Origin of the sequence: Erwinia billingiae Eb661 (assembly GCF_000196615.1) — a bacterium.
GTDB classification, from domain to species: domain Bacteria; phylum Pseudomonadota; class Gammaproteobacteria; order Enterobacterales; family Enterobacteriaceae; genus Erwinia; species Erwinia billingiae.
On sequence record NC_014306.1, the window covers coordinates 2664360 to 2683507 of the forward strand.

18 protein-coding genes are annotated in these 19148 nt (G+C 52.1%); 7 read left to right on the forward strand and 11 right to left on the reverse strand.

The features are described 5' to 3' along the window. Positions 1–59: 59 nt before the first annotated feature. The gene (araD, locus tag EBC_RS13540) at positions 60–761 is read right to left on the reverse strand and encodes an L-ribulose-5-phosphate 4-epimerase (protein WP_013202371.1); all 702 of its coding nucleotides are present in this window, start codon (positions 759–761) and stop codon (positions 60–62) included. Positions 762–1240: 479 nt separating this feature from the next. On the opposite strand from araD, the gene EBC_RS13545 reads away from it, so the two are divergent. From EBC_RS13545 to osmB, 3 genes are all read left to right on the forward strand, one after another. Continuing rightward, positions 1241–2218, forward strand: a complete 978-nt coding sequence (locus EBC_RS13545) for a hypothetical protein (protein ID WP_013202372.1) — start codon at positions 1241–1243, stop codon at positions 2216–2218. Between the two features lie 37 nt (positions 2219–2255). After that, positions 2256–2630: a hypothetical protein gene (locus tag EBC_RS26330; protein WP_013202373.1), complete on the forward strand. Its 375-nt coding sequence runs from the start codon at positions 2256–2258 to the stop codon at positions 2628–2630. Between the two features lie 381 nt (positions 2631–3011). Then, entirely contained in the window at positions 3012–3230 is a 219-nt protein-coding gene (gene osmB, locus EBC_RS13555) for an osmotically-inducible lipoprotein OsmB (protein ID WP_013202374.1), read from the forward strand. A 117-nt stretch (positions 3231–3347) separates the two neighbouring features. On the opposite strand, the gene yciH is transcribed toward osmB, so the two are convergent. From yciH to pgpB, 5 genes are all read right to left on the reverse strand, one after another. Continuing rightward, complete coding sequence (gene yciH, locus EBC_RS13560; protein ID WP_013202375.1) at positions 3348–3674, reverse strand: stress response translation initiation inhibitor YciH; 327 nt, start codon at positions 3672–3674, stop codon at positions 3348–3350. Then, complete coding sequence (gene pyrF / locus EBC_RS13565) at positions 3674–4390, reverse strand: orotidine-5'-phosphate decarboxylase (protein WP_013202376.1); 717 nt, start codon at positions 4388–4390, stop codon at positions 3674–3676. Before pyrF ends, yciH begins: the two co-directional genes overlap by 1 nt. A 222-nt stretch (positions 4391–4612) precedes the next feature. Continuing rightward, positions 4613–5782, reverse strand: coding sequence for a lipopolysaccharide assembly protein LapB (lapB, locus tag EBC_RS13570; RefSeq protein ID WP_013202377.1), 1170 nt, complete (start codon positions 5780–5782; stop codon positions 4613–4615). A gap of 6 nt (positions 5783–5788) precedes the next feature. Further along, the gene (locus EBC_RS13575) at positions 5789–6097 is read right to left on the reverse strand and encodes a LapA family protein (protein WP_013202378.1); all 309 of its coding nucleotides are present in this window, start codon (positions 6095–6097) and stop codon (positions 5789–5791) included. 143 nt (positions 6098–6240) lie between these two features. Continuing rightward, positions 6241–7002, reverse strand: coding sequence for a phosphatidylglycerophosphatase B (pgpB, locus tag EBC_RS13580; RefSeq protein ID WP_013202379.1), 762 nt, complete (start codon positions 7000–7002; stop codon positions 6241–6243). A gap of 230 nt (positions 7003–7232) precedes the next feature. Here pgpB and ribA point away from each other — a divergent pair, with 230 nt between their 5' ends. Further along, positions 7233–7826 carry a GTP cyclohydrolase II gene (gene ribA, locus EBC_RS13585; RefSeq protein ID WP_013202380.1) on the forward strand — a complete coding sequence of 198 codons (594 nt, stop codon included), beginning with the start codon at positions 7233–7235 and terminating at the stop codon, positions 7824–7826. A gap of 68 nt (positions 7827–7894) precedes the next feature. Here the strand turns inward: ribA and acnA are convergent, their stop codons facing one another. From acnA to topA, 4 genes are all read right to left on the reverse strand, one after another. Beyond that, entirely contained in the window at positions 7895–10579 is a 2685-nt protein-coding gene (gene acnA, locus EBC_RS13590; RefSeq protein WP_013202381.1) for an aconitate hydratase AcnA, read from the reverse strand. A gap of 663 nt (positions 10580–11242) precedes the next feature. Next, entirely contained in the window at positions 11243–11401 is a 159-nt protein-coding gene (locus EBC_RS25130) for a YmiA family putative membrane protein (RefSeq protein WP_013202384.1), read from the reverse strand. A gap of 504 nt (positions 11402–11905) precedes the next feature. Continuing rightward, the gene (cysB, locus tag EBC_RS13595) at positions 11906–12880 is read right to left on the reverse strand and encodes an HTH-type transcriptional regulator CysB (protein ID WP_013202385.1); all 975 of its coding nucleotides are present in this window, start codon (positions 12878–12880) and stop codon (positions 11906–11908) included. 209 nt (positions 12881–13089) lie between these two features. Next, a complete protein-coding gene (gene topA, locus EBC_RS13600) occupies positions 13090–15774 on the reverse strand; it encodes a type I DNA topoisomerase (RefSeq protein WP_013202386.1) in 2685 nt (894 codons plus the stop codon). Positions 15775–16182: 408 nt separating this feature from the next. On the opposite strand from topA, the gene EBC_RS13605 reads away from it, so the two are divergent. Beyond that, positions 16183–16428 (forward strand): YciN family protein, encoded by a 246-nt coding sequence (locus EBC_RS13605; protein ID WP_013202387.1) that lies wholly within the window; start codon positions 16183–16185, stop codon positions 16426–16428. 29 nt (positions 16429–16457) lie between these two features. Here the strand turns inward: EBC_RS13605 and sohB are convergent, their stop codons facing one another. Further along, the gene (gene sohB / locus EBC_RS13610; protein WP_013202388.1) at positions 16458–17507 is read right to left on the reverse strand and encodes a protease SohB; all 1050 of its coding nucleotides are present in this window, start codon (positions 17505–17507) and stop codon (positions 16458–16460) included. A gap of 217 nt (positions 17508–17724) precedes the next feature. On the opposite strand from sohB, the gene EBC_RS13615 reads away from it, so the two are divergent. Together EBC_RS13615 and cobO are read left to right on the forward strand one after the other, a co-directional pair. Next, positions 17725–18486, forward strand: coding sequence for a YciK family oxidoreductase (locus EBC_RS13615; protein ID WP_013202389.1), 762 nt, complete (start codon positions 17725–17727; stop codon positions 18484–18486). Then, positions 18486–19076, forward strand: a complete 591-nt coding sequence (gene cobO / locus EBC_RS13620) for a cob(I)yrinic acid a,c-diamide adenosyltransferase (protein WP_013202390.1) — start codon at positions 18486–18488, stop codon at positions 19074–19076. The genes EBC_RS13615 and cobO overlap by 1 nt, the downstream gene beginning before the upstream one ends. Positions 19077–19148: the final 72 nt, after the last annotated feature.

A 19148-nucleotide genomic window follows, 5' to 3' on the forward strand; every position in this document is an offset into this window, starting at 1 on the left:
TGCCAGACCGTAATTCAGACAAAACGTTTGCCTGAATTACGTTAACGGGCCTGATAAAATTATTTTTTCTGACCATACCAGGCGTTAGTGCCGTGCTTACGCAAATAGTGATTATCCAGCAGTGGTTGCTGGATGGCAGGCAGGTTGGCCGTGAGTTGCTGACTGAAGATCCCCATGTAGGCCACTTCTTCCAACACCACGGCTGAGTGAACGGCCTCATCTGCTGTTTTGCCCCAACAGAATGGCCCATGCGAATTCACCAGCACCGCAGGAACCGCCAGCGGATCGATTTCACGCTGCTGGAAGGTTTCGATAATCACTTGCCCGGTTTCCCACTCGTATCGCGTCTGAATCTCTTCAGGCGTCATTTGTCGGGTGCAGGGAATGGCGCCATAGAAATCATCCGCATGGGTGGTTCCCCAGGCAGGAATATCCCGGCCAGACTGGGCCCAGATCGTCGCATGGCGGGAATGGGTATGGACGATACTGCCTACCTCAGGCCAGGCCTGATAAAGTGCGCGATGGGTATCCGTATCAGACGAAGGTCGTTTGTTGCCTTCAACCACCTCCCCCGTGGCGACGTTAACCACCACCATATCGTCACGCTGCATAACGTCATAGCTGACACCCGACGGTTTAATCACCATCAGCCCACTGTCGCGATCCAGCGCACTGACGTTACCCCAGGTAAAGACCACCAGACCGTGTTTTGGCAGCGCCAGATTGGCTTCCAGTACCTGTTGTTTTAACTGTTCTAACATTTTTCTTCTCCAGCCCCATTTTCTCCATTTTCCCCCGCGACTTACGGACTGGGTATGGAGCTATTCGCTGGATGCCCGGCAGGAACTCGCTGTAGGCCAGTAAATGCGTGAACAACAGGGATCCCCTCTGCGCACGAATAATCAAAAACAGTGCGTAAACATTTTTCTCTTTACAAAATAAGACATTAGTTTACGAGTGTAATCGTTTCCACTCGCGATTGATTTATATCAACTTAAACCAATCCTAAACGGCGTAATTTGCGCACCGACGAGAAATGGCATGTCGATTCCATTCCGACATTGTTTCCATCGTTTTCATTCCTGGTGAGCTTTCCCCCTGAATGCCTGGCAGGTTTCAGGGGGCTTTTTCCGTGCAGTGAAATAAGTTTCGGTTAGATGTTGATGCCCTGTTATCACCGTCAAATGGGGAATCTGACCGTCATGAATGCGCACAAACCCAAATTACGGAATACCTGAAAATGAAAACCAGTATCAAAATGCTCGCCCTGGCTGTTGCCACTGTTTCAACCTTTGCTGCTGTTGCGGCACCAGAATCACCATCACTCACTGGTTTAACAGGTGGCGCGTTGTCTGATTCAATTAACAACAATTTTGGCAATTCATACATCAATGCTAAAAATACCCAGAGCGTAGGCTACGCAACTCCTGACGCAGTTCCATCAAAACAGCCACAGGTGCCGCAGATTTCACCACAACGCACACCGCAGAAAACTCCTGTTGCAATGGTGCAATCAGTACCACAGCGGATGAATGTTCCGCAGGCAATTCCGCAGGCCACGCCACAGATACAACAAAAAACACCAGTTGCTCAGTTGCAGCCATCCGTTGCGCAGGCCGTGCCACAGGCCGTGCCGCAAGCCCCACAGCGGACGCCAGTGCCTCAGTTGCAGCCCGCTGTTATGCAAGCGGTGCCGCAGACTACTCCGCAGATCCAACAACAAACGCCGATCGCTCAATTGCAGCCTTCAGTACCGCAGGCCGTGCCTCAGACTACTCCGCAGATCCAGCAACAAACGCCGATCGCGCAATTGCAGCCTTTAGTACCGCAGGCCGTGCCTCAGTCGGTACCACAGCGAACGCCAACCCGCATCAATGTCTATATGACACTATTACAAAAAACGCCGGTTGCACCTGTTGCAGTTAACCAGCGCGTGCCAACTATCAACGTCGCGGCATCAACCCTAAACCCGTCAACGCAGGTTTCAGTAACGATCAACGGCGTTACGCAGGTAACAACCGCCGCGCAACTTGCTGCGACGATGCCCGGCGTACAGGTGGCGGTTCCTTACGTCTCAGCCTTCCAGATTAGCCACACCGGTAACCGCCACGACAAAGCGGGCCATAACAAAGGCAGCATTGGCCATCAGGGTCGTGGCGCAGAGAATGCCCAGGCATCAGCGCATAACAGCCCTAATGGCCGTGCGCATGGTCTCTGATTGCTGATTAACTGAATGCAATAAACCGAGGTACAGAATGACTCACATCCCAAGCCGTTACCTTTCCCGCGCGCTGTTGATCCTGGCGATTACCGCAATGTCTGCCGGGCCAGCCTATGCCATCAGTGCTAAATATCGCGCTCAGCTCGAGGCAAGCGGCTGTACGCAGATGACTGATGGCGTGAGCTGCGATATCCATAAAACCAAGGCGCAGAACGCCTCACGGCAGACGCAACCTGAAGAGATTGATGCGATGATCGGGCAGCCAATAAGTGACACTGCCGAACGTCTGCTGGCAGAGGGCTGGAAGCCGCAGAACGGACGCTGGTATCAGGGCGATCGGGTATTGACGCTGACGGTGGTTGATGAGGTCGTTAAACATGCCAGGTTAGCGCAACGAAACGACCGTTAACAGAGCGTTTCAGTGGCCATGCATCTCAGGGAACGGGGTGCGCGATTTGATGGCGGAAACTGGATGGTTCAGGGGAATGCGTTTTAGGACCAGAAATGTCTAAGCATTTAGGATTTTTTACCTGTGAAGATGATCAGCGGTGAATACAATACAGAAAGGCAATAGAACCCGAGGTTATAGTTAGACTTCTATCTATATCCGCTCTGTTGTCAGCGATTAATTGCGTTCCAACTGCGGGCTATGCACAGCATTTTTTATAGCGGTTAATTTCCTTTAAGTGAGATAAACCACTCATAAATATGCCCGGATTGGGCCTTCAACGCAAAGCAGACGCTATACTGAGAAAGATATCTCTGTAAAAGACATTAAGGAGAATTGATGATGTCAATGACCGCAAAACGTATTACCGCTGGCGTGTTAGCCGCAACTCTGGTGCTTTCACTGAGCGCATGCTCGAACTGGTCTAAACGCGATCGTAATACGGCAATTGGTGCTGGTGCTGGTGCTATTGGCGGAAATATTCTGTCCAACGGTAGCGGACTGGGCACCGTGGGTGGTGCCGCTGTTGGTGGTATTATCGGCCACCAAATCAGCAAATAATAACCATAATAAATTCAGACTATGCAATGCATCTACAGCAAAAGGCCGCGAAATTCGCGGCCTTTATTATGGCTTCAGATGATCGGCCTCAGTTGAGATTGCTGCAGCGATGTCGCTTCAGCCTCCTGCCAGCTTCACCTTCAAACCCTTCGCTTCGAGTAACGTTTTTAACAGGTCACGCTTGTCGCCCTGTATTTCAATCACGCCCTCTTTCACCGAGCCGCCGCATCCACATTTTTTCTTCAATTCCGCCGCCAGCTTTTCGATTTCTGCATCATTCATCTCCAGCCCGGTAATCAGACAAACACCCTTGCCCTTTCTGCCGCTGGTTTGCCGTTGCAGACGCACGATGCCGTCGCCCTTAGGCCGCTGGACTTCCTGCTTCGGCTCATCAATACGGCCATACTCCGTCGAGTAAACGAGGCGGCTGTTATTATCGGCCATTATGCCTCCTGTAATGATGCAAGAATGGTTTTCAGCGTGGCTTGCGGATCGGCCGATTGGGTAATTGGACGCCCGATCACCATATAATCCACGCCAGCCTGCTGCGCCTGTTGTGGTGTCATGATCCGACGCTGGTCGCCCGCGTCGCTGCCTGCAGGACGAATGCCCGGCGTCACCAGCTTGAAGTCTGATCCAAAAGCCTGTTTAAAGCGAACCGCTTCATGCGCTGAGCACACCACACCGTCCAGCCCACACTGCTGGGTCAGACGCGCTAAACGCTCGGCATGGTCGGCCGGGGATACATCGATACCAATATCTTTCAAGTCTGAAGCCTCCATGCTGGTCAGCACGGTGACGGCAATCAGCTGCGGCGCATCTTTGCCAAAAGGCAGAAGCGCCTCACGCGCGGCGGTCATCATCCGCGCTCCGCCGCTGGCATGGACATTGACCATCCAGACACCCAGCTCTGCGGCCGCCGCAACGGCGTGTGCGGTAGTATTAGGGATGTCGTGGAATTTCAGGTCGAGAAAGACGTCAAAACCCCGCGTGTGCAGGTCTTTCACCAGCTCAGGTCCGAAAAGGGTGAACATCTCTTTGCCTACTTTCAACCGGCAGCTCTGTGGGTCAATTCGATCCACAAAAGCCATAGCGGCAGCGCGATCGTTATAATCCAGCGCGACCAGAATGGGGGAACCGGTGACCGAAAGTGATTGCATAGAAGAGCCCTCTTAAGAGTGATGCGCCTTTGGCACAAGAGATAAACGGCAAGCATTCTACCTGCGACACCGGCAAAATCACAGGTTGGCGCGTCAGTTTTCGTCAGCCTGCCCTGTCAGACAGCAAACAACGCCGATGTCACAGGTATCTTATTAATAATATTATTTAGTATGTTGTAACTAAAGTTGGGGTGTAAAACAGGCCAGTGACCCAATTACGGGTTACTGGCCGTCGAGACCGCGAATAGGTTTTACCGAAGACCAGGCACGGCATGAAGGACAATGCCAGTAAAGTGCATGGGCGGTGAAGCCACATTTGTGGCAGCGATAACGGGGCTTGGTGCGGATTTGCTCGCCTACCATGTCACGCAGCACCATCAGGCTCTCTTTCGCCCTGCCATCTTCCGCTTCATGCAGGTGATAATCCATCAAACGATGGAACACCCGCATCGTCGGATGGCGCTGAAGCTGACGATTGATATACAGCTGAGCCACTTCCCCGCCCTCGTCATGTTCAATCACATCAGACAGGTACAGCTCTGCCGCCGCTCCGGTGTTCTCTTCCACGCAACGCTTAAGGTACTCTGCCCAGGCATTCGGCTGATCGAGTTGCTGATAACAGGTTTCCAGCATTTCCAGCGTTTCACTGACCAGCTCTTTATCCTGCTCAAGCACGCGCTGCAGGTGGCCAACGGCTTTGGCATACTCGCCTTTGGCCATATGGATACGGCCCATCATGATTGACACGCGTGCGCTCTGCCGGTCGGCTGACTCACCCTTCCGCAGCAGGCCCATTGCGCGATCGAGATCGTCACTGCCCATTGCCTGCAAGGCCAGTTCGCAATAGAAATGCGCAATTTCCATCCGCTGCTTATCTTTGCCCAGCTTCACCAGGCGCTCGGCCACTTCAATCGCTTTAGGCCAGTCGCTGGTTGCCTGATGGATGATCAACAGCTGTTGTAAGGCACCCACGCGGAAATCCGTTTCATCCACCAGCTGGCTGAACATCTCTTCTGCCCGATCGTAAAAGCCAGCGGCCATATAGTCGCGGCCCAGCTGTTGTACCGCTAACAGGCGCTGATCGTAAGTGAGTGAGGCACTTTCCATTAATGCCTGGTGGATACGGATAGCGCGGTCAACTTCGCCACGCGAGCGGAAAAGGTTGCCTAACGTCAGGTGAGCTTCAACGGTGCCACTGTCCTCTTTCAACATATCAAGGAACAGATCGACCGCTTTGTCCTGCTGATTGGAGAGCAGGAAGTTAACGCCCGCCACATAATCGCGTGACAGGCGGCTTGCTTCCTGTTGCTTGTCCTGTTGCGCGCTACGGCGCCCCATATACCAGCCGTAGGCGGCGGCAACAGGTAATAACAGAAACAGCAGTTCCAACATAAGAGATTATTCCTTAACGGCAGGGACTTGTGACACTGTCACTGTCTCTTCTGCCTGCCCCAGCTGTTGCTGAAGGCGTTTTAATTTACGCTGAGTGTGGCCCAGTGAAACACGTACGCGCAGCCAGAACAGACCGCAAATAGCCCAACCAAGTAAGAATCCGGCGGCAAACAATACGGCCAGCAGCGTGGATACGCGGTATTCACCCTGCGCTAACAGGTAGTTGAATGAAACAACCTGATCGTTGTGCGCCCCAAGCGTAATAGAGATGATAAAGATCACCAATACCAGTAAAAAAATCAGCAAATATTTCACAGTCCATCCCATAGTCTGGTGTTAACCAGATGAATTATGCCAAAAAAAAAGCGCTGTTGCTTGTCCGATGCGTCTGGAAACGCGGAGACCATGAAAAATTCCTGCACATCCCTCAGTTATGGGGACAAAAGCCAGAAATTCAATCACTCCGCATCGCGCTGCTGGATTTCCTGCTCTTCCTGCGGTGGCACGGTCAACGGTCCGCAATAGCGCTGCACCAGCCAGGTTGCCAGCGTGACCAGCGCCCAGCTGATCGCGGTGGCGGTAATCAGATCCTGTGGCCAATGCATGCCCAGCGCCAGTCGACTGCCCATCACACCGACCGCCCACGCCACTAATATCACCACCGTGACGATGCGGCGACGCGGCCAGAGCAGCCCAATCCCCAGCAATGCCCAGCTGGCGGCAAACATCGTATGGCCTGAGGGAAACGCATAACCGGTCTCGAATTCCCAATGTTGCTTTAACCAGTCAGGCAGCTGCGTATTGTTGAACAGCGCATTGCGCACCAACGTGCTGCGTTCCGGGCGTTTCTGCTCGTAGAACGTTTTTTCATCAAGCCCATTACTGTGTTCAAGCCAAAGAACATAAGGACGAGGCTCCTGCACCTGCTCCTTTATAAAGCTCTTGGCATACTGCCCGACCAGAATGGCCGAAATCACAATCACCAGCAACAGGAGTGCCGGTTTGAAACGAAAACGCAGGCACCATAAAAACCAGCCACACAGCACCGCACTGGTCAGCGTTCCCCACGGGCTGGTCACCGTTTCGGTCAACCAGAACAGCATTTTATAACCGATGCCCATTTCAACCGGTTGCCAGTGCCAACCCGATAGCCAGACGGCTGCTGGCATAATAAGCAATATCAGTGCACCCAATGTGGTGCGAAGCGCAATTTCTCTCATAGTCATCCTTTACCGGACCGGGTGTTTGATCAAAACAAGATAAGTTTATGATAAAAAATAATAACATACTGACTGACAAGGTGATAATTGTGCGGTATCACTACAATCGCTCTAACTCGTTAACCGCCTTCGCCCTGATTGTGGCAAAATAAGCGTTATGAATTGTGTCAGTTTGCTGACAGCGCGCTACCATGATGATAGCGCAACACTTGATGGTTCTGGAGAGTCACATGCAGCTTAAACGGGTAGCAGAAGCCAAACTGCCCACGCCATGGGGAGATTTCCTGATGGTTGGTTTTGAAGAACTGGCAACCGGTCACGATCATGTGGCACTGGTTTATGGAGATATTACCAACAGCGATGCGGTACTTGCTCGCGTACATTCTGAATGTCTGACCGGCGATGCGCTGTTCAGCCTGCGCTGTGACTGTGGCTTCCAGCTTGAAGCTGCACTGAACCACATCGCCGAAGAAGGACGGGGCGTGCTGCTCTACCATCGTCAGGAAGGACGCAATATTGGTTTGCTAAACAAGATCCGCGCCTATGCCTTGCAGGATAAAGGCTATGACACGGTTGAAGCTAACCACCAGCTTGGCTTTGCTGCTGATGAACGCGACTTCACCCTGTGCGCCGATATGTTCAAGCTGTTAGGCGTGAACGAAGTGCGTCTGCTGACCAATAATCCGCGGAAAGTTGAGATCCTCAGCGAAGCCGGGATCAACATCGTTGAACGCGTCCCGCTGATCGTCGGGCGTAATCCCGAAAACGCGCACTATCTGGATACCAAGGCGGCCAAAATGGGCCATCTGCTGTCAAAAGACTGAGCCGCGATTAGCACAAAAAAAGGGCCGACTGAGATCGGCCCTTTTTCATTTCAGATTGCTTTTGATGACTACGCGTCCAGCATATTACGGATGACATAGTGCAAAATGCCATCGTTTTTGTAATAGGTCAGTTCATTGCCGGTATCGATGCGGCAGCGGGTTTCCAGCACTTCCTTGCGGCCATCAGCATAGGTCAGCGTCACGTTCACCGTCCCGCCAGGCTTAAGCTGCGTCAGATTTTCCACGTCAATCCATTCGTCGCCGGTTAATCCCAACGTTTTACGGGTTACGCCCTGCGGGAATTCCAGCGGCAGGATCCCCATACCGATCAGGTTGGATCGGTGGATACGTTCGAAGGATTCAGAGATCACCACGCGTACACCCAACAAACGCGGTCCTTTGGCGGCCCAGTCACGACTTGAGCCGGATCCGTACTCTTTGCCCGCGATGACGGCCAGAGGCGTACCTTGCTGCTGATATTTCATCGCCGCATCGTAAATGGCTAACTGCTCATCACCCGGCACAAATCGGGTTACGCCACCTTCCACACCCGGCACCATTTCGTTGCGAATACGAATGTTCGCGAAGGTCCCGCGCATCATCACTTCATGGTTACCACGACGCGAACCGTAGGAGTTGAAGTCGTTACGTTCTACGCCATGATCGAGTAAATAGCGCCCTGCCGGACTTTCCGCTTTGATACTGCCCGCAGGAGAGATGTGGTCAGTGGTCACCGAATCGCCCAGCATTGCCAGGATCCGCGCACCTTTAATGTCTTTAACCGGATCGGGCACTTTGCCCATATGATCAAAGAACGGTGACAGGCGAATATAGGTCGATCCTTCATCCCAGTCATAGGTCGCGGCTTCGCTGACTTTGATTTGCTGCCATTCTGGCGTGCCTTCAAACACCTCGGCGTACTCTTTATGGAACATATCGGTCGACACCAGCTGCACAGCTTCGGCAATCTCTTCCGGCGAAGGCCAGATATCTTTCAGGTAGACCGGATTACCGGCCTTATCTTGCCCGATGGGATCCTGTTGCAGGTTGATATTCATGTTACCGGCGAGCGCATAAGCCACCACTAATGGCGGTGATGCCAGCCAGTTCGTTTTCACATAAGGGTGAATACGACCTTCGAAGTTACGGTTGCCGGACAATACGGCGCCAACGGTCAAATCGCCCTGTTTAATGGCGGTTTCCACTTCGTCAGGCAGCGGGCCTGAGTTACCGATACAGGTGGTGCAGCCATAGCCCACAAGGTTAAAACCGAGCTGATCAAGATAGGTTGTTAAGCCTGCGGTCGCGAGATAATCCGAAACCACTTTGGAACCCGGCGCAAGGGACGCTTTCGCCCAGGGCTGGCGTTTCAGGCCCAGCGAAACGGCTTTCTTCGCCAGTAATCCGGCGGCCATTAATACGCTTGGGTTTGAGGTATTGGTACAGGAGGTGATGGCGGAGATAACCACAGCACCGTCTTTCAACGTTTGCTGCAGGCCGGTTTTGCTGTCGGTATAGGTAATGGCCTTGTGCTGTTTCTGCGACTGATTGATTTCAAGCTCGTTACTGGCCTGGAAGGCTTTAGGCACATCGCCCAGCGCCACACGATCCTGAGGACGTTTCGGTCCGGCCAGACTGGCTTCGACTTCATTCATGTCCAGCGCCAGCGAGCTGGTGAACACCGGTTCATCGCCAGGATTGCGCCACATTCCCTGAGCTTTGGCATAGGCTTCAACCAGCGAGACCTGTTCGCTACTTCTGCCTGTCAGGGTCATATATCCCAGCGTAACCGCATCCACCGGGAAGAAGCCACAGGTTGCACCGTATTCTGGCGCCATATTGGCAATGGTCGCGCGGTCAGCCAGCGGGAGGTCGTCCAGCCCGTCGCCATAAAACTCGACGAATTTGCCTACCACCCCATGTTTACGCAGCATTTGCGTAACGGTCAGCACTAAGTCAGTGGCGGTGATGCCGGGTTTAAGTTTGCCGGTAAGCTTAAAGCCGACCACGTCCGGGATCAGCATCGAGACCGGTTGGCCGAGCATTGCGGCTTCGGCCTCAATCCCACCGACGCCCCAACCGAGAACGCCCAGCGCATTGATCATTGTGGTGTGGGAATCGGTCCCCACAAGGGTATCTGGATAAGCAAGCTCTTCACCATCTTGCTGCTCATGCCATACCGCTTTGCCGAGATATTCCAGATTGACCTGATGGCAAATTCCGGTGCCTGGCGGAACCACGCTAAATTTATTAAAGGCTTTCTGCCCCCAGCGTAAGAAAACGTAACGCTCATGGTTACGTTCCATCTCCAGCCGGACGTTTTCTTCAAACGCATCGTCGTCACCAAAGCGATCCACGGTGACCGAGTGGTCAATCACCAGATCGACGGGCGATAACGGATTCACCTTGGCAACATCGCCACCCAGCCGTTTAACCGCCTCGCGCATCGCCGCCAGATCGACGACTGCCGGCACGCCGGTAAAGTCCTGCATCAGCACCCGCGCCGGACGATAAGCAATTTCACGATCGGCATGCGCCTGTTTTAGCCAGCCGGCCAGCGCCACGATATCGGCTTCAGTGACTGAGTCTTCATCCTGCCAACGAAGCAGGTTTTCCATCAGGACTTTCAGGGATTTAGGCAAACGTGTCAGGTCACCCAGTTGCTCCGCGGCGCGGGGCAGACTGTAGTAGCTATAACGTTGGCCTTTAACGTCCAGTGTTGTCCTGGCTTTATTATGTAGGGTCGACGACATTACTCCTCCTTTTTTCAACTCAAATCATAACCTGAGTTATTACAGGGTCTGATTTAAAGATAGTACAAACGAAAGGTAACGTTTTGATAACAACACGAAACGACAACATTGGAAACAACCGGTAAAAACAAAAACGCCCCACTGTACTAGCCAGTGAGGCGTTTCTATATAAATTCGTTTGTTTATGTATGCATTAAAGATGCATCAATAATCCTGCCCAGACGGCGCTTGTCCAGAATAAGGCGGAAAAAGTCCAGGTACTGAACCAGGTCATTTGAGTTAAATTCATTTGCACTCCCCAGGTCTCTGCGACCTTAAAAACGTACTTCATATAAACCATTGCTAAATGCGAATGATTTCACCGTTTTTTTGATGGTTTTCCCATCATTCAGGCAGTAAAGTGCCCGGCCAGATTAGGTGGCCAATTGCAACGTAGGTAACTATTTGTATTATAATTTTCAGCCAACTGGCCGAAGAAAGAATTAGACGCTTATTATTATTTGGTTTTCTTGTCGATCATTGAATCTATAAAACTGCGCTGCAATTCACTCAGGCCCCATGACTCTGGAACAATGACTTCATCGGAAGATTTGCCTTTGCAAAAGCGCTCTTTCATCTTGCTGGTTTGCTGTGACTTCTGATTGCAAGTCTGAAGATGCATAGTTAACCCCACACACGCCAAATCATGAATGCAGCTGCAATCCAAAACACCGCTGAACCAGCGAATACTGCCAGCCAGGCTTTGCGTTTCATGTTAGCGCTACGCTGAACTTTCATGGTCTTATGACCGAAAACGGGTTGTACTGTTAATTTAGTGTTCATAGTTTTTGATAATCACTCTCATTGAAAACGATTGTTTGAACCAATCAGAAATTAGGATGAATCCTAAACATTATTCTGAGCGAAATCCAGTAATTTTTATTGAACAAAACGATTAATGGCATTTATCAAACAAGAAAAACTATATCCTTTGTGATTAATCAAACTTAAGTCAATTAATTACGCCTTAACCCAAATAACATTGATCTCATCAGCTTTCAGATCCATTTAAAACTAGAGTTTTCTTTACCTTCCCTTAAGAACCGCCCTTCTCCGCTGTTCTATAACAAGAGTATGAGAATCATCCTAGACAGACGCAAAGTCCGTCGACCAAAAGTGTGTACCAATTCTCATTTAATGAATAACAATCAGAAAACATGTGATACATGTTTCATTTACGTAAAAAGAATAAAAAGGGTTAATCGTTAAGAGCAATTTAAAGGTCCATTGAAATAAAAAGGGCCGCATGAGCGGCCCTTGACATAACACTAATATTCACGGGGGAAATTATCTTGCAGGAAGTTTAATGTCTTTAAACATCGCTTCAATGTCTTCATTGGAGCGTAAACCTACTGAAGTATCAACCACATCGCGCGTCAGGTGCGGTGCGAATCGTTGGATAAAGTCATACATATAGCTGCGCAGGAAGGTGCTGCGGCGGAAACCGATTTTGGTCGTACTGAAGCTAAATACATCAGTTGCTTCAATCCTTACCAGGTCAGGATCGGAAACCGGATCGACCGCCATGCTCGCAATCACTCCAACACCCAGTCCCAGGCGTACATAGGTTTTAATCACATCCGCATCGGTGGCAGTAAAGACTATCCGTGGCGTCAGCCCTGCACGGTTAAAGGCAGTGTCCAGTTCTGAACGGCCCGTAAATCCGAACGTATAGGTGACTAATGGGTATTCTGCAAGTTCTTCAATCGATACTTTGGCCTTACCCGCCAACGGATGATCGGGGGTAACGACTATCGCCCGGTTCCAGTGATAGCAAGGGAGCATGATCAAATCGTCGTACAAATGCAGCGCTTCTGTGGCAATCGCAAAGTCCGCGTTGCCTTTAGAAACGGCTTCAGCAATCTGCGTTGGCGAGCCCTGATGCATATGCAGCGACACGCGAGGATAGCGTTCAATAAAACCTTTAATCACGTTAGGCAGCGCATAGCGTGCCTGGGTGTGCGTGGTGGCTACATACAGCGAACCTTTATCAGGCCAGGTATGCTCACCGGCGACCGACTTAATGGCATCGACTTTAGACAGCACTTCACGGGCGATGCGGATAATTTCTTGCCCTGCCGGCGTCACCTGAGTCAGGTGTTTGCCACTGCGGGCAAAAATCTGGATCCCCAGCTCATCCTCCAGCATGCGCACCTGCTTACTGATGCCCGGTTGAGAGGTATAGAGCCCTTCTGCGGTGGAGGAGACGTTCAGGTTGTGATTGACCACTTCAACAATGTAACGCAGCTGCTGCAATTTCATTTTTCATTCCATCTGAGGTTTGAAGCTACGCGCCGAAGTCCATGCAGAAAGCGGTGAAAACATCGCTGCAGCAGTGGGGAGTCCGGTCTAATGCGATTTTATAATAAGGAAAGGGATATCTATAACAACTATAACAAAATCAGGGGAGATGTATAGCTCAGCAAGGCGCAGTGGAGGAAGAAAGGGCCAGCTGGCGCTGGCCCATCAGATTACTTCTTCGCCGCTTTTTTCGCAGTGGCTTTGGTGGCCGTGGCTTTATTGGCGGCAGCTTTAACCGGAGCGGCTTTGGTCGCGGTCGCTTTGCTGGCGACTTCCCATTTGCCATCAACGTAAAACGCTGACCAACCCGTCGCCTTACCGTCTTTCTCGGTACTGACGTACTGCTGTTTGGTTTTACGGCTGAAACGCACGACCGCTTTGTTGCCTTCTTCATCGCTGACCGGCGCATCGGCCAGATAGCTCAGTTTTTCAGGCAGACGATCGCGGAAGCGTTGCAGCTCTTCCACCAGCGGCGCACGTGTTTCGCGTGATTTCGGGAAGGTGTTGGCTGCCAGGAACACGCCAGCAGCACCGTCACGCAGCACGAAATACGCATCTGACTTCTCACAGGTCAGCTCTGGCAACGGCACCGGATCTTCTTTCGGTGGCGCAACATCGCCATTACGCAGGATCTTACGGGTGTTTTTGCATTCCTCGTTGGTACAGGCCATGTACTTACCGAAACGTCCCATTTTCAGGTGCATTTCAGAACCACATTTTTCGCACTCAACAATCGGGCCATCGTAGCCCTTGATGCGGAATTCACCCTGTTCGATCTCATAACCATCACAGCCTGGGTTGTTACCACAGACGTGCAGCTTACGCTGGTTGTCGATCAGGTAGCTGTCCATCGCAGTGCCACACTTCTGGCAACGATGACGGGCACGCAGCGCGTTGGTTTCAGCATCATCACCCTCAAGAATATTCAGCACTTCATTCTCAGGGATTAAGTTGATGGTCTGCTTACAACGCTCTTTTGGTGGTAATGCATAACCTGAACAACCGAGGAACACACCGGTACTTGCGGTACGGATACCCATTTTGCGGTTACAGGTCGGGCAGTCAATCGAGGTCAGGATCATCTGGTTCGGCTGCATGCCACCCTCTTCAGGATCCTTATCCGCTTTTTCCAGCTGCTGGCTGAAGTCAGCAAAGAACTGATCCAGCACGCCTTTCCACTGCGCTTCGTTATTCGCAACCTTATCGAGGTTGTCTTCCATATGCGCGGTAAAATCGTAGTTCATCAGCTCGCGGAAGTTAGCTTCCAGACGATCGGTAACGATTTCACCCATTTTCTCCGCATAGAAACGACGGCTCTCAACGCGGACGTAACCACGATCCTGAATGGTCGAGATAATCGACGCATAGGTAGAAGGACGACCGATACCGCGTTTTTCCAGCTCGCGCACCAGCGACGCTTCGCTGAAGCGAGCCGGTGGCTTGGTGAAGTGCTGACTTGGCTTCAGCTGTTGCAGCTTCAGCTCTTCGCCCACTTCAACCGGTGGTAAGGTCCGGTCTTCATCGCCTTTACGCAGCGCAGGCATCACCGCCGTCCAGCCATCAAAACGCAGCGTACGGCCTTTGGCCTTCAGTTTGAAGTCTCCAGCCGCCACGGTCAGCGTGGTGGAGTCATACTGCGCTGGCATCATCTGACAGGCGACAAACTGGCGCCAGATCAGCTGATATAATTTCTGCGCATCGGCTTCCATATCCTTCAACTGCTCGGACTGAATAGCCACATCAGAAGGACGAATCGCTTCGTGCGCTTCCTGCGAGTTTTCTTTGCTGCTGTACACATTGGCGGCTTTCGGCAGGTACTTCGCGCCAAACTCAGTTTCAATGTAGCCGCGAACCATGCTGACCGCATCCTGGCTCAAATTCGTTGAGTCAGTACGCATGTAAGTGATGTGACCCGCTTCATACAAGCGTTGTGCCATCATCATGGTTTTCTTCACGCCGTAACCCAAACGGGTACTTGCCGCCTGTTGCAGCGTGGAGGTGATAAACGGCGCGCCTGGCTTGCTGCTGGTTGGCTTATCTTCACGATCGGCCACCACATAGCGGGCTTTTTCCAGCAGACTAACCGCAGCATGGGTCTGCTCGCCGTTGACCGGGCGGAATGGCTTGTCATGCTGATGCGTGACTTCCATCGGCAGACCGGTGCCTTTCGGCGTGTTCAGGTCGGCGTGCAGTTCCCAGTATTCTTCTGGGGTGAACGCTTTAATTTCGCGCTCACGCTCAACCACCAGACGCACGGCCACAGACTGGACGCGGCCAGCAGACAGTCCACGGGCAATTTTTTTCCACAGCAGCGGGGAAACCATATAGCCCACTACGCGGTCCATAAACCGGCGTGCCTGTTGCGCATTCACACGGTCAATATTCAGTTCACCCGGCTTTTCAAACGCCTGACGAATCGCATTCTTGGTGATTTCGTTAAACACCACGCGGCTGAAGCGTGAGTCATCGCCACCGATCACTTCCCGCAGGTGCCAGGCAATGGCTTCCCCTTCGCGGTCAAGGTCCGTTGCGAGATAGATGTGGTCAGCGTTTTCGGCCAGAGCCTTCAGCTCTGCAACCACTTTCTCTTTGCCAGGAAGGATTTGGTAATCCGCTTCCCAACCATGAAAAGGATCGACGCCCATGCGGCTGACAAGCGCCGCTTTCTCGTCCTTTTTGACTTTTTTTGCTGGTTTACTGGTTGTAGAGTCAGCGCTCTTTTTAACTGTTGATCCACTGGTCGGCAAATCCCGGATATGACCGACGCTGGACTTCACCACGTAGTCATTTCCAAGATATTTATTGATCGTTTTGGCTTTTGCCGGGGACTCAACTATTACGAGAGCTTTGCCCATATTTACCTTTACCTGATTAAAACATCCGAGAGTAAAATGTGCCGTTTGCCAGAGCAAGCGAGACGCGTTAACGATATGGCGACCGGGGAAATAATTTTCAACCCGACGCTTTCTGCTCTGTTGATGCTCCCTGCTTAAGAAGCCAACCTGCTGATTAACGACACTTTTTACAACCTGTTCTGTGCATTTCAAACATTGCGTAAAGCTAGTTTTACGCCCGGAACCCGAAACGCCCACACTGTACCTGATAAAATTCGATACGCAACTTAATTAGCATCTGCCCGCGATTTACGCCAGAAAGTCGGCTAAAAAGAGTCGGCTGGCGCATACACCTATAAAGCCTGTGGAATTGTTAAGCGCGGACGTAATATACTCTTACGCACACGCCTACTATAAAGGAGAGAAAACGTGAATCAGACCCAGACGATAGATCGTCCCGCCCTGCTGGTGATTGCCAATGAGCTGATTGCCGGGCATAAGGATGTCTTCCCAGGATTAGTGGCGACCGATGTGGAACAGAAAGGGGACGTGCTGATATTTCGCGGCGACTACTTTTTAGATGAACAGGGATTACCTGGCGAGAAAAGTACGGTGGTGTTTAACGTGTTCAAGTATCTGGCGGTTGAGCTCTCTCCCCTGTACCGGATCGCGTAACCGCGCCCGCTGAGCGGGCGCAGTGTCTTTTACAGCAGGGGTTTTTCACCACGCTGCCAGAGACGCAGCAGCAGACGTTCTGCGCTACCGGCGGCACTCTGGGTAAAACGGTCGATCATTTTCTTACGACGGGTGAACCGAACGGAAATCACCTCATGATTGGCCATCTGATCGATAATCAAATCATCACTGGTGCCGATGGCATCAACCAGCCCTTTCTCCAGTGCCTGAGTACCGAACCAGTGTTCGCCGGTGGCAACGCTGTCGATATCCAGTGAAGGACGCATCTGATGCACAAACTGTTTGAACAGCAGATGCGTTTCATTCAGATCTTCACGGAATTTCTCACGCCCCTGTTCCGTGTTCTCACCAAACAACGTCAGCGTGCGCTTGTACTCGCCAGCCGTGTGCAGCTCTACATCAATTTCATTGCGCTTCAGTAAGCGATTGAAGTTAGGGATTTGCGCCACCACCCCAATCGAACCGACAATGGAGAATGGCGCCGCAACGATACGATCGGCCACACACGCCATCATATAACCACCGCTGGCGGCAACTTTGTCTACGGCGACGGTCAGGCGAATACCTTTATCCCGCAGGCGCTGAAGCTGTGAAGACGCCAGACCGTAACCATGTACAACGCCGCCCGGGCTTTCCAGACGCAGCAGCACTTCGTCCTGCGGTTTCGCCACCGCCATTACGGCAGAGACTTCTTCACGCAGCGAGCTGACTTCATGGGCATCCATGCTGCCTTTGAAATCCAGCACGTACAGCGTAGGCTTAGTACTCTCGCTTTTCAGGCCCTGCTTCGCCCGTTGTTTGGCGGCTTTTGCTTCCTGTTTATCCTTCTTCTTTTGCTCTTTGTGCCACAGTTTTTGATCCTGATGCTTCATTTTTGCCAGCATCATGTCATCTTTCATTTCCTGGTAGTTTTCACCCAGGTGAGTCAGCTTTAACTGCCCGCCCTGTGCACGCTTGCGCATCGCCAGGTTAGTGATCAGAATGGCAATTGCTGCGATAGCAACCACTACGGTGACCGTTTTGGCCAGAAAAAGCCCATAATAAGAGAGTAAATCCACTCATTCCGCCTTATTTAACATCGTATTAGATCAGCAGCTATTGTAGCCGAGTCACGGCCAGGAGTCGCCCGAATCCCCTTCCTGCCGCACGCTTTTACCCTTATTGAAGATTGAACTGCTCACCAATTTAGGGCATAAAGCACATTATCTATTGCGGGCAATGGCTTAGCAGCGAAGCTGCCAGCGCGATCCATCACCACCGCCAGAGGAATTCAACGTGTACTATCAACCTAAAGACAACCTGCTCACTGGCCGAATCATTCTGGTCACCGGAGCCAGCGATGGAATTGGCCGCGAGGCCGCCGTGACCTATGCACGTTATGGTGCTGAGGTCGTCCTGCTGGGCCGTAATGCAGAGAAACTGCAGGCCGTGGCCGATGACATTGCGGCGACCGGTAAACCGGCGCCGCAGTGGTTTATTCTGGATTTAGAGCAGGCTTCTCCCGCGCGTTGCCAGCAGTTGGCCGCAGAGGTGGCGCAACATGTGCCGCGCCTCGATGGTGTGCTGCACAATGCCGGCCTGCTGGGCGATATTGTGTCCATGGAAAAGCAGGATCCTCAGGTCTGGCAGCAGGTGATGCGCGTCAACATTGATGCCACTTTCTTTCTGACCCAGGCGCTGCTGCCGTTGCTGCTTAAATCCTCTTGCGCCTCGCTGGTGTTTACCACGTCCAGCGTGGGACGCCAGGGCCGCGCCGGTTGGGGAGCTTACTCCGTGTCGAAATTCGCCACTGAAGGCATGATGCAGGTGCTGGCTGACGAATATGACAGCAAACATTTGCGGGTTAACTGCATCAATCCTGGCGGCACGCGCACCAAAATGCGCGCCAGTGCCTTCCCGGAAGAAGATGCCAACAAGCTGAAAACGCCGGCTGATATCATGCCGCTGTATCTGTTCTTGATGGGCGATGACAGCAAGCGTAAAACCGGGATCAGCTACGATGCTCAACCCGGACGTAAACCCGGAGCGGCTGAATAATGACAGAAGATCGGCACCAGCAGCGCCAGCAAAAGTTGAAAGAGAAAGTCGATGCGCGTATCGCCTCAGCGACGGAAGTGCGCGGCATTTTGATGGTCTTTACCGGAAACGGCAAAGGCAAAACGACTGCAGCATTTGGCACCGCCACACGTGCGGTTGGCCACCAGAAGCGCGCGGGTGTGATCCAGTTCATTAAAGGCGAATGGCCTAACGGCGAGCGGAATCTGCTGGAGCCGCATGGCGTCGAGTTTCAGGTGATGGCCACTGGCTTTACCTGGGACACCCAGAACCGCGAAACCGATACAGCAGCCTGTTTGCAGGTCTGGCAGCACGGCAAGCGCATGCTGCAAGATGAGACGTTGGATTTGGTGGTGCTGGATGAGCTGACCTATATGGTCAGTTTTGATTACCTGCCGCTGGAAGAGGTCCTCACCGCGCTGACTAATCGCCCTGCCCATCAAAGCGTGATTATCACTGGCAGAGGTTGTCACCGTGACATTCTGGATCTTGCAGATACCATTACCGAGATGCGACCGACGAGGCATGCTTTTGATGCCGGCATTCAGGCTCAGCAAGGCATTGACTGGTAGCGAGTGTTGAGCCTGCTAGCAAATAAAAAGCCCCCTGATGCAAAACATCAGGGGGCTTTTTCTTCAGGTCAG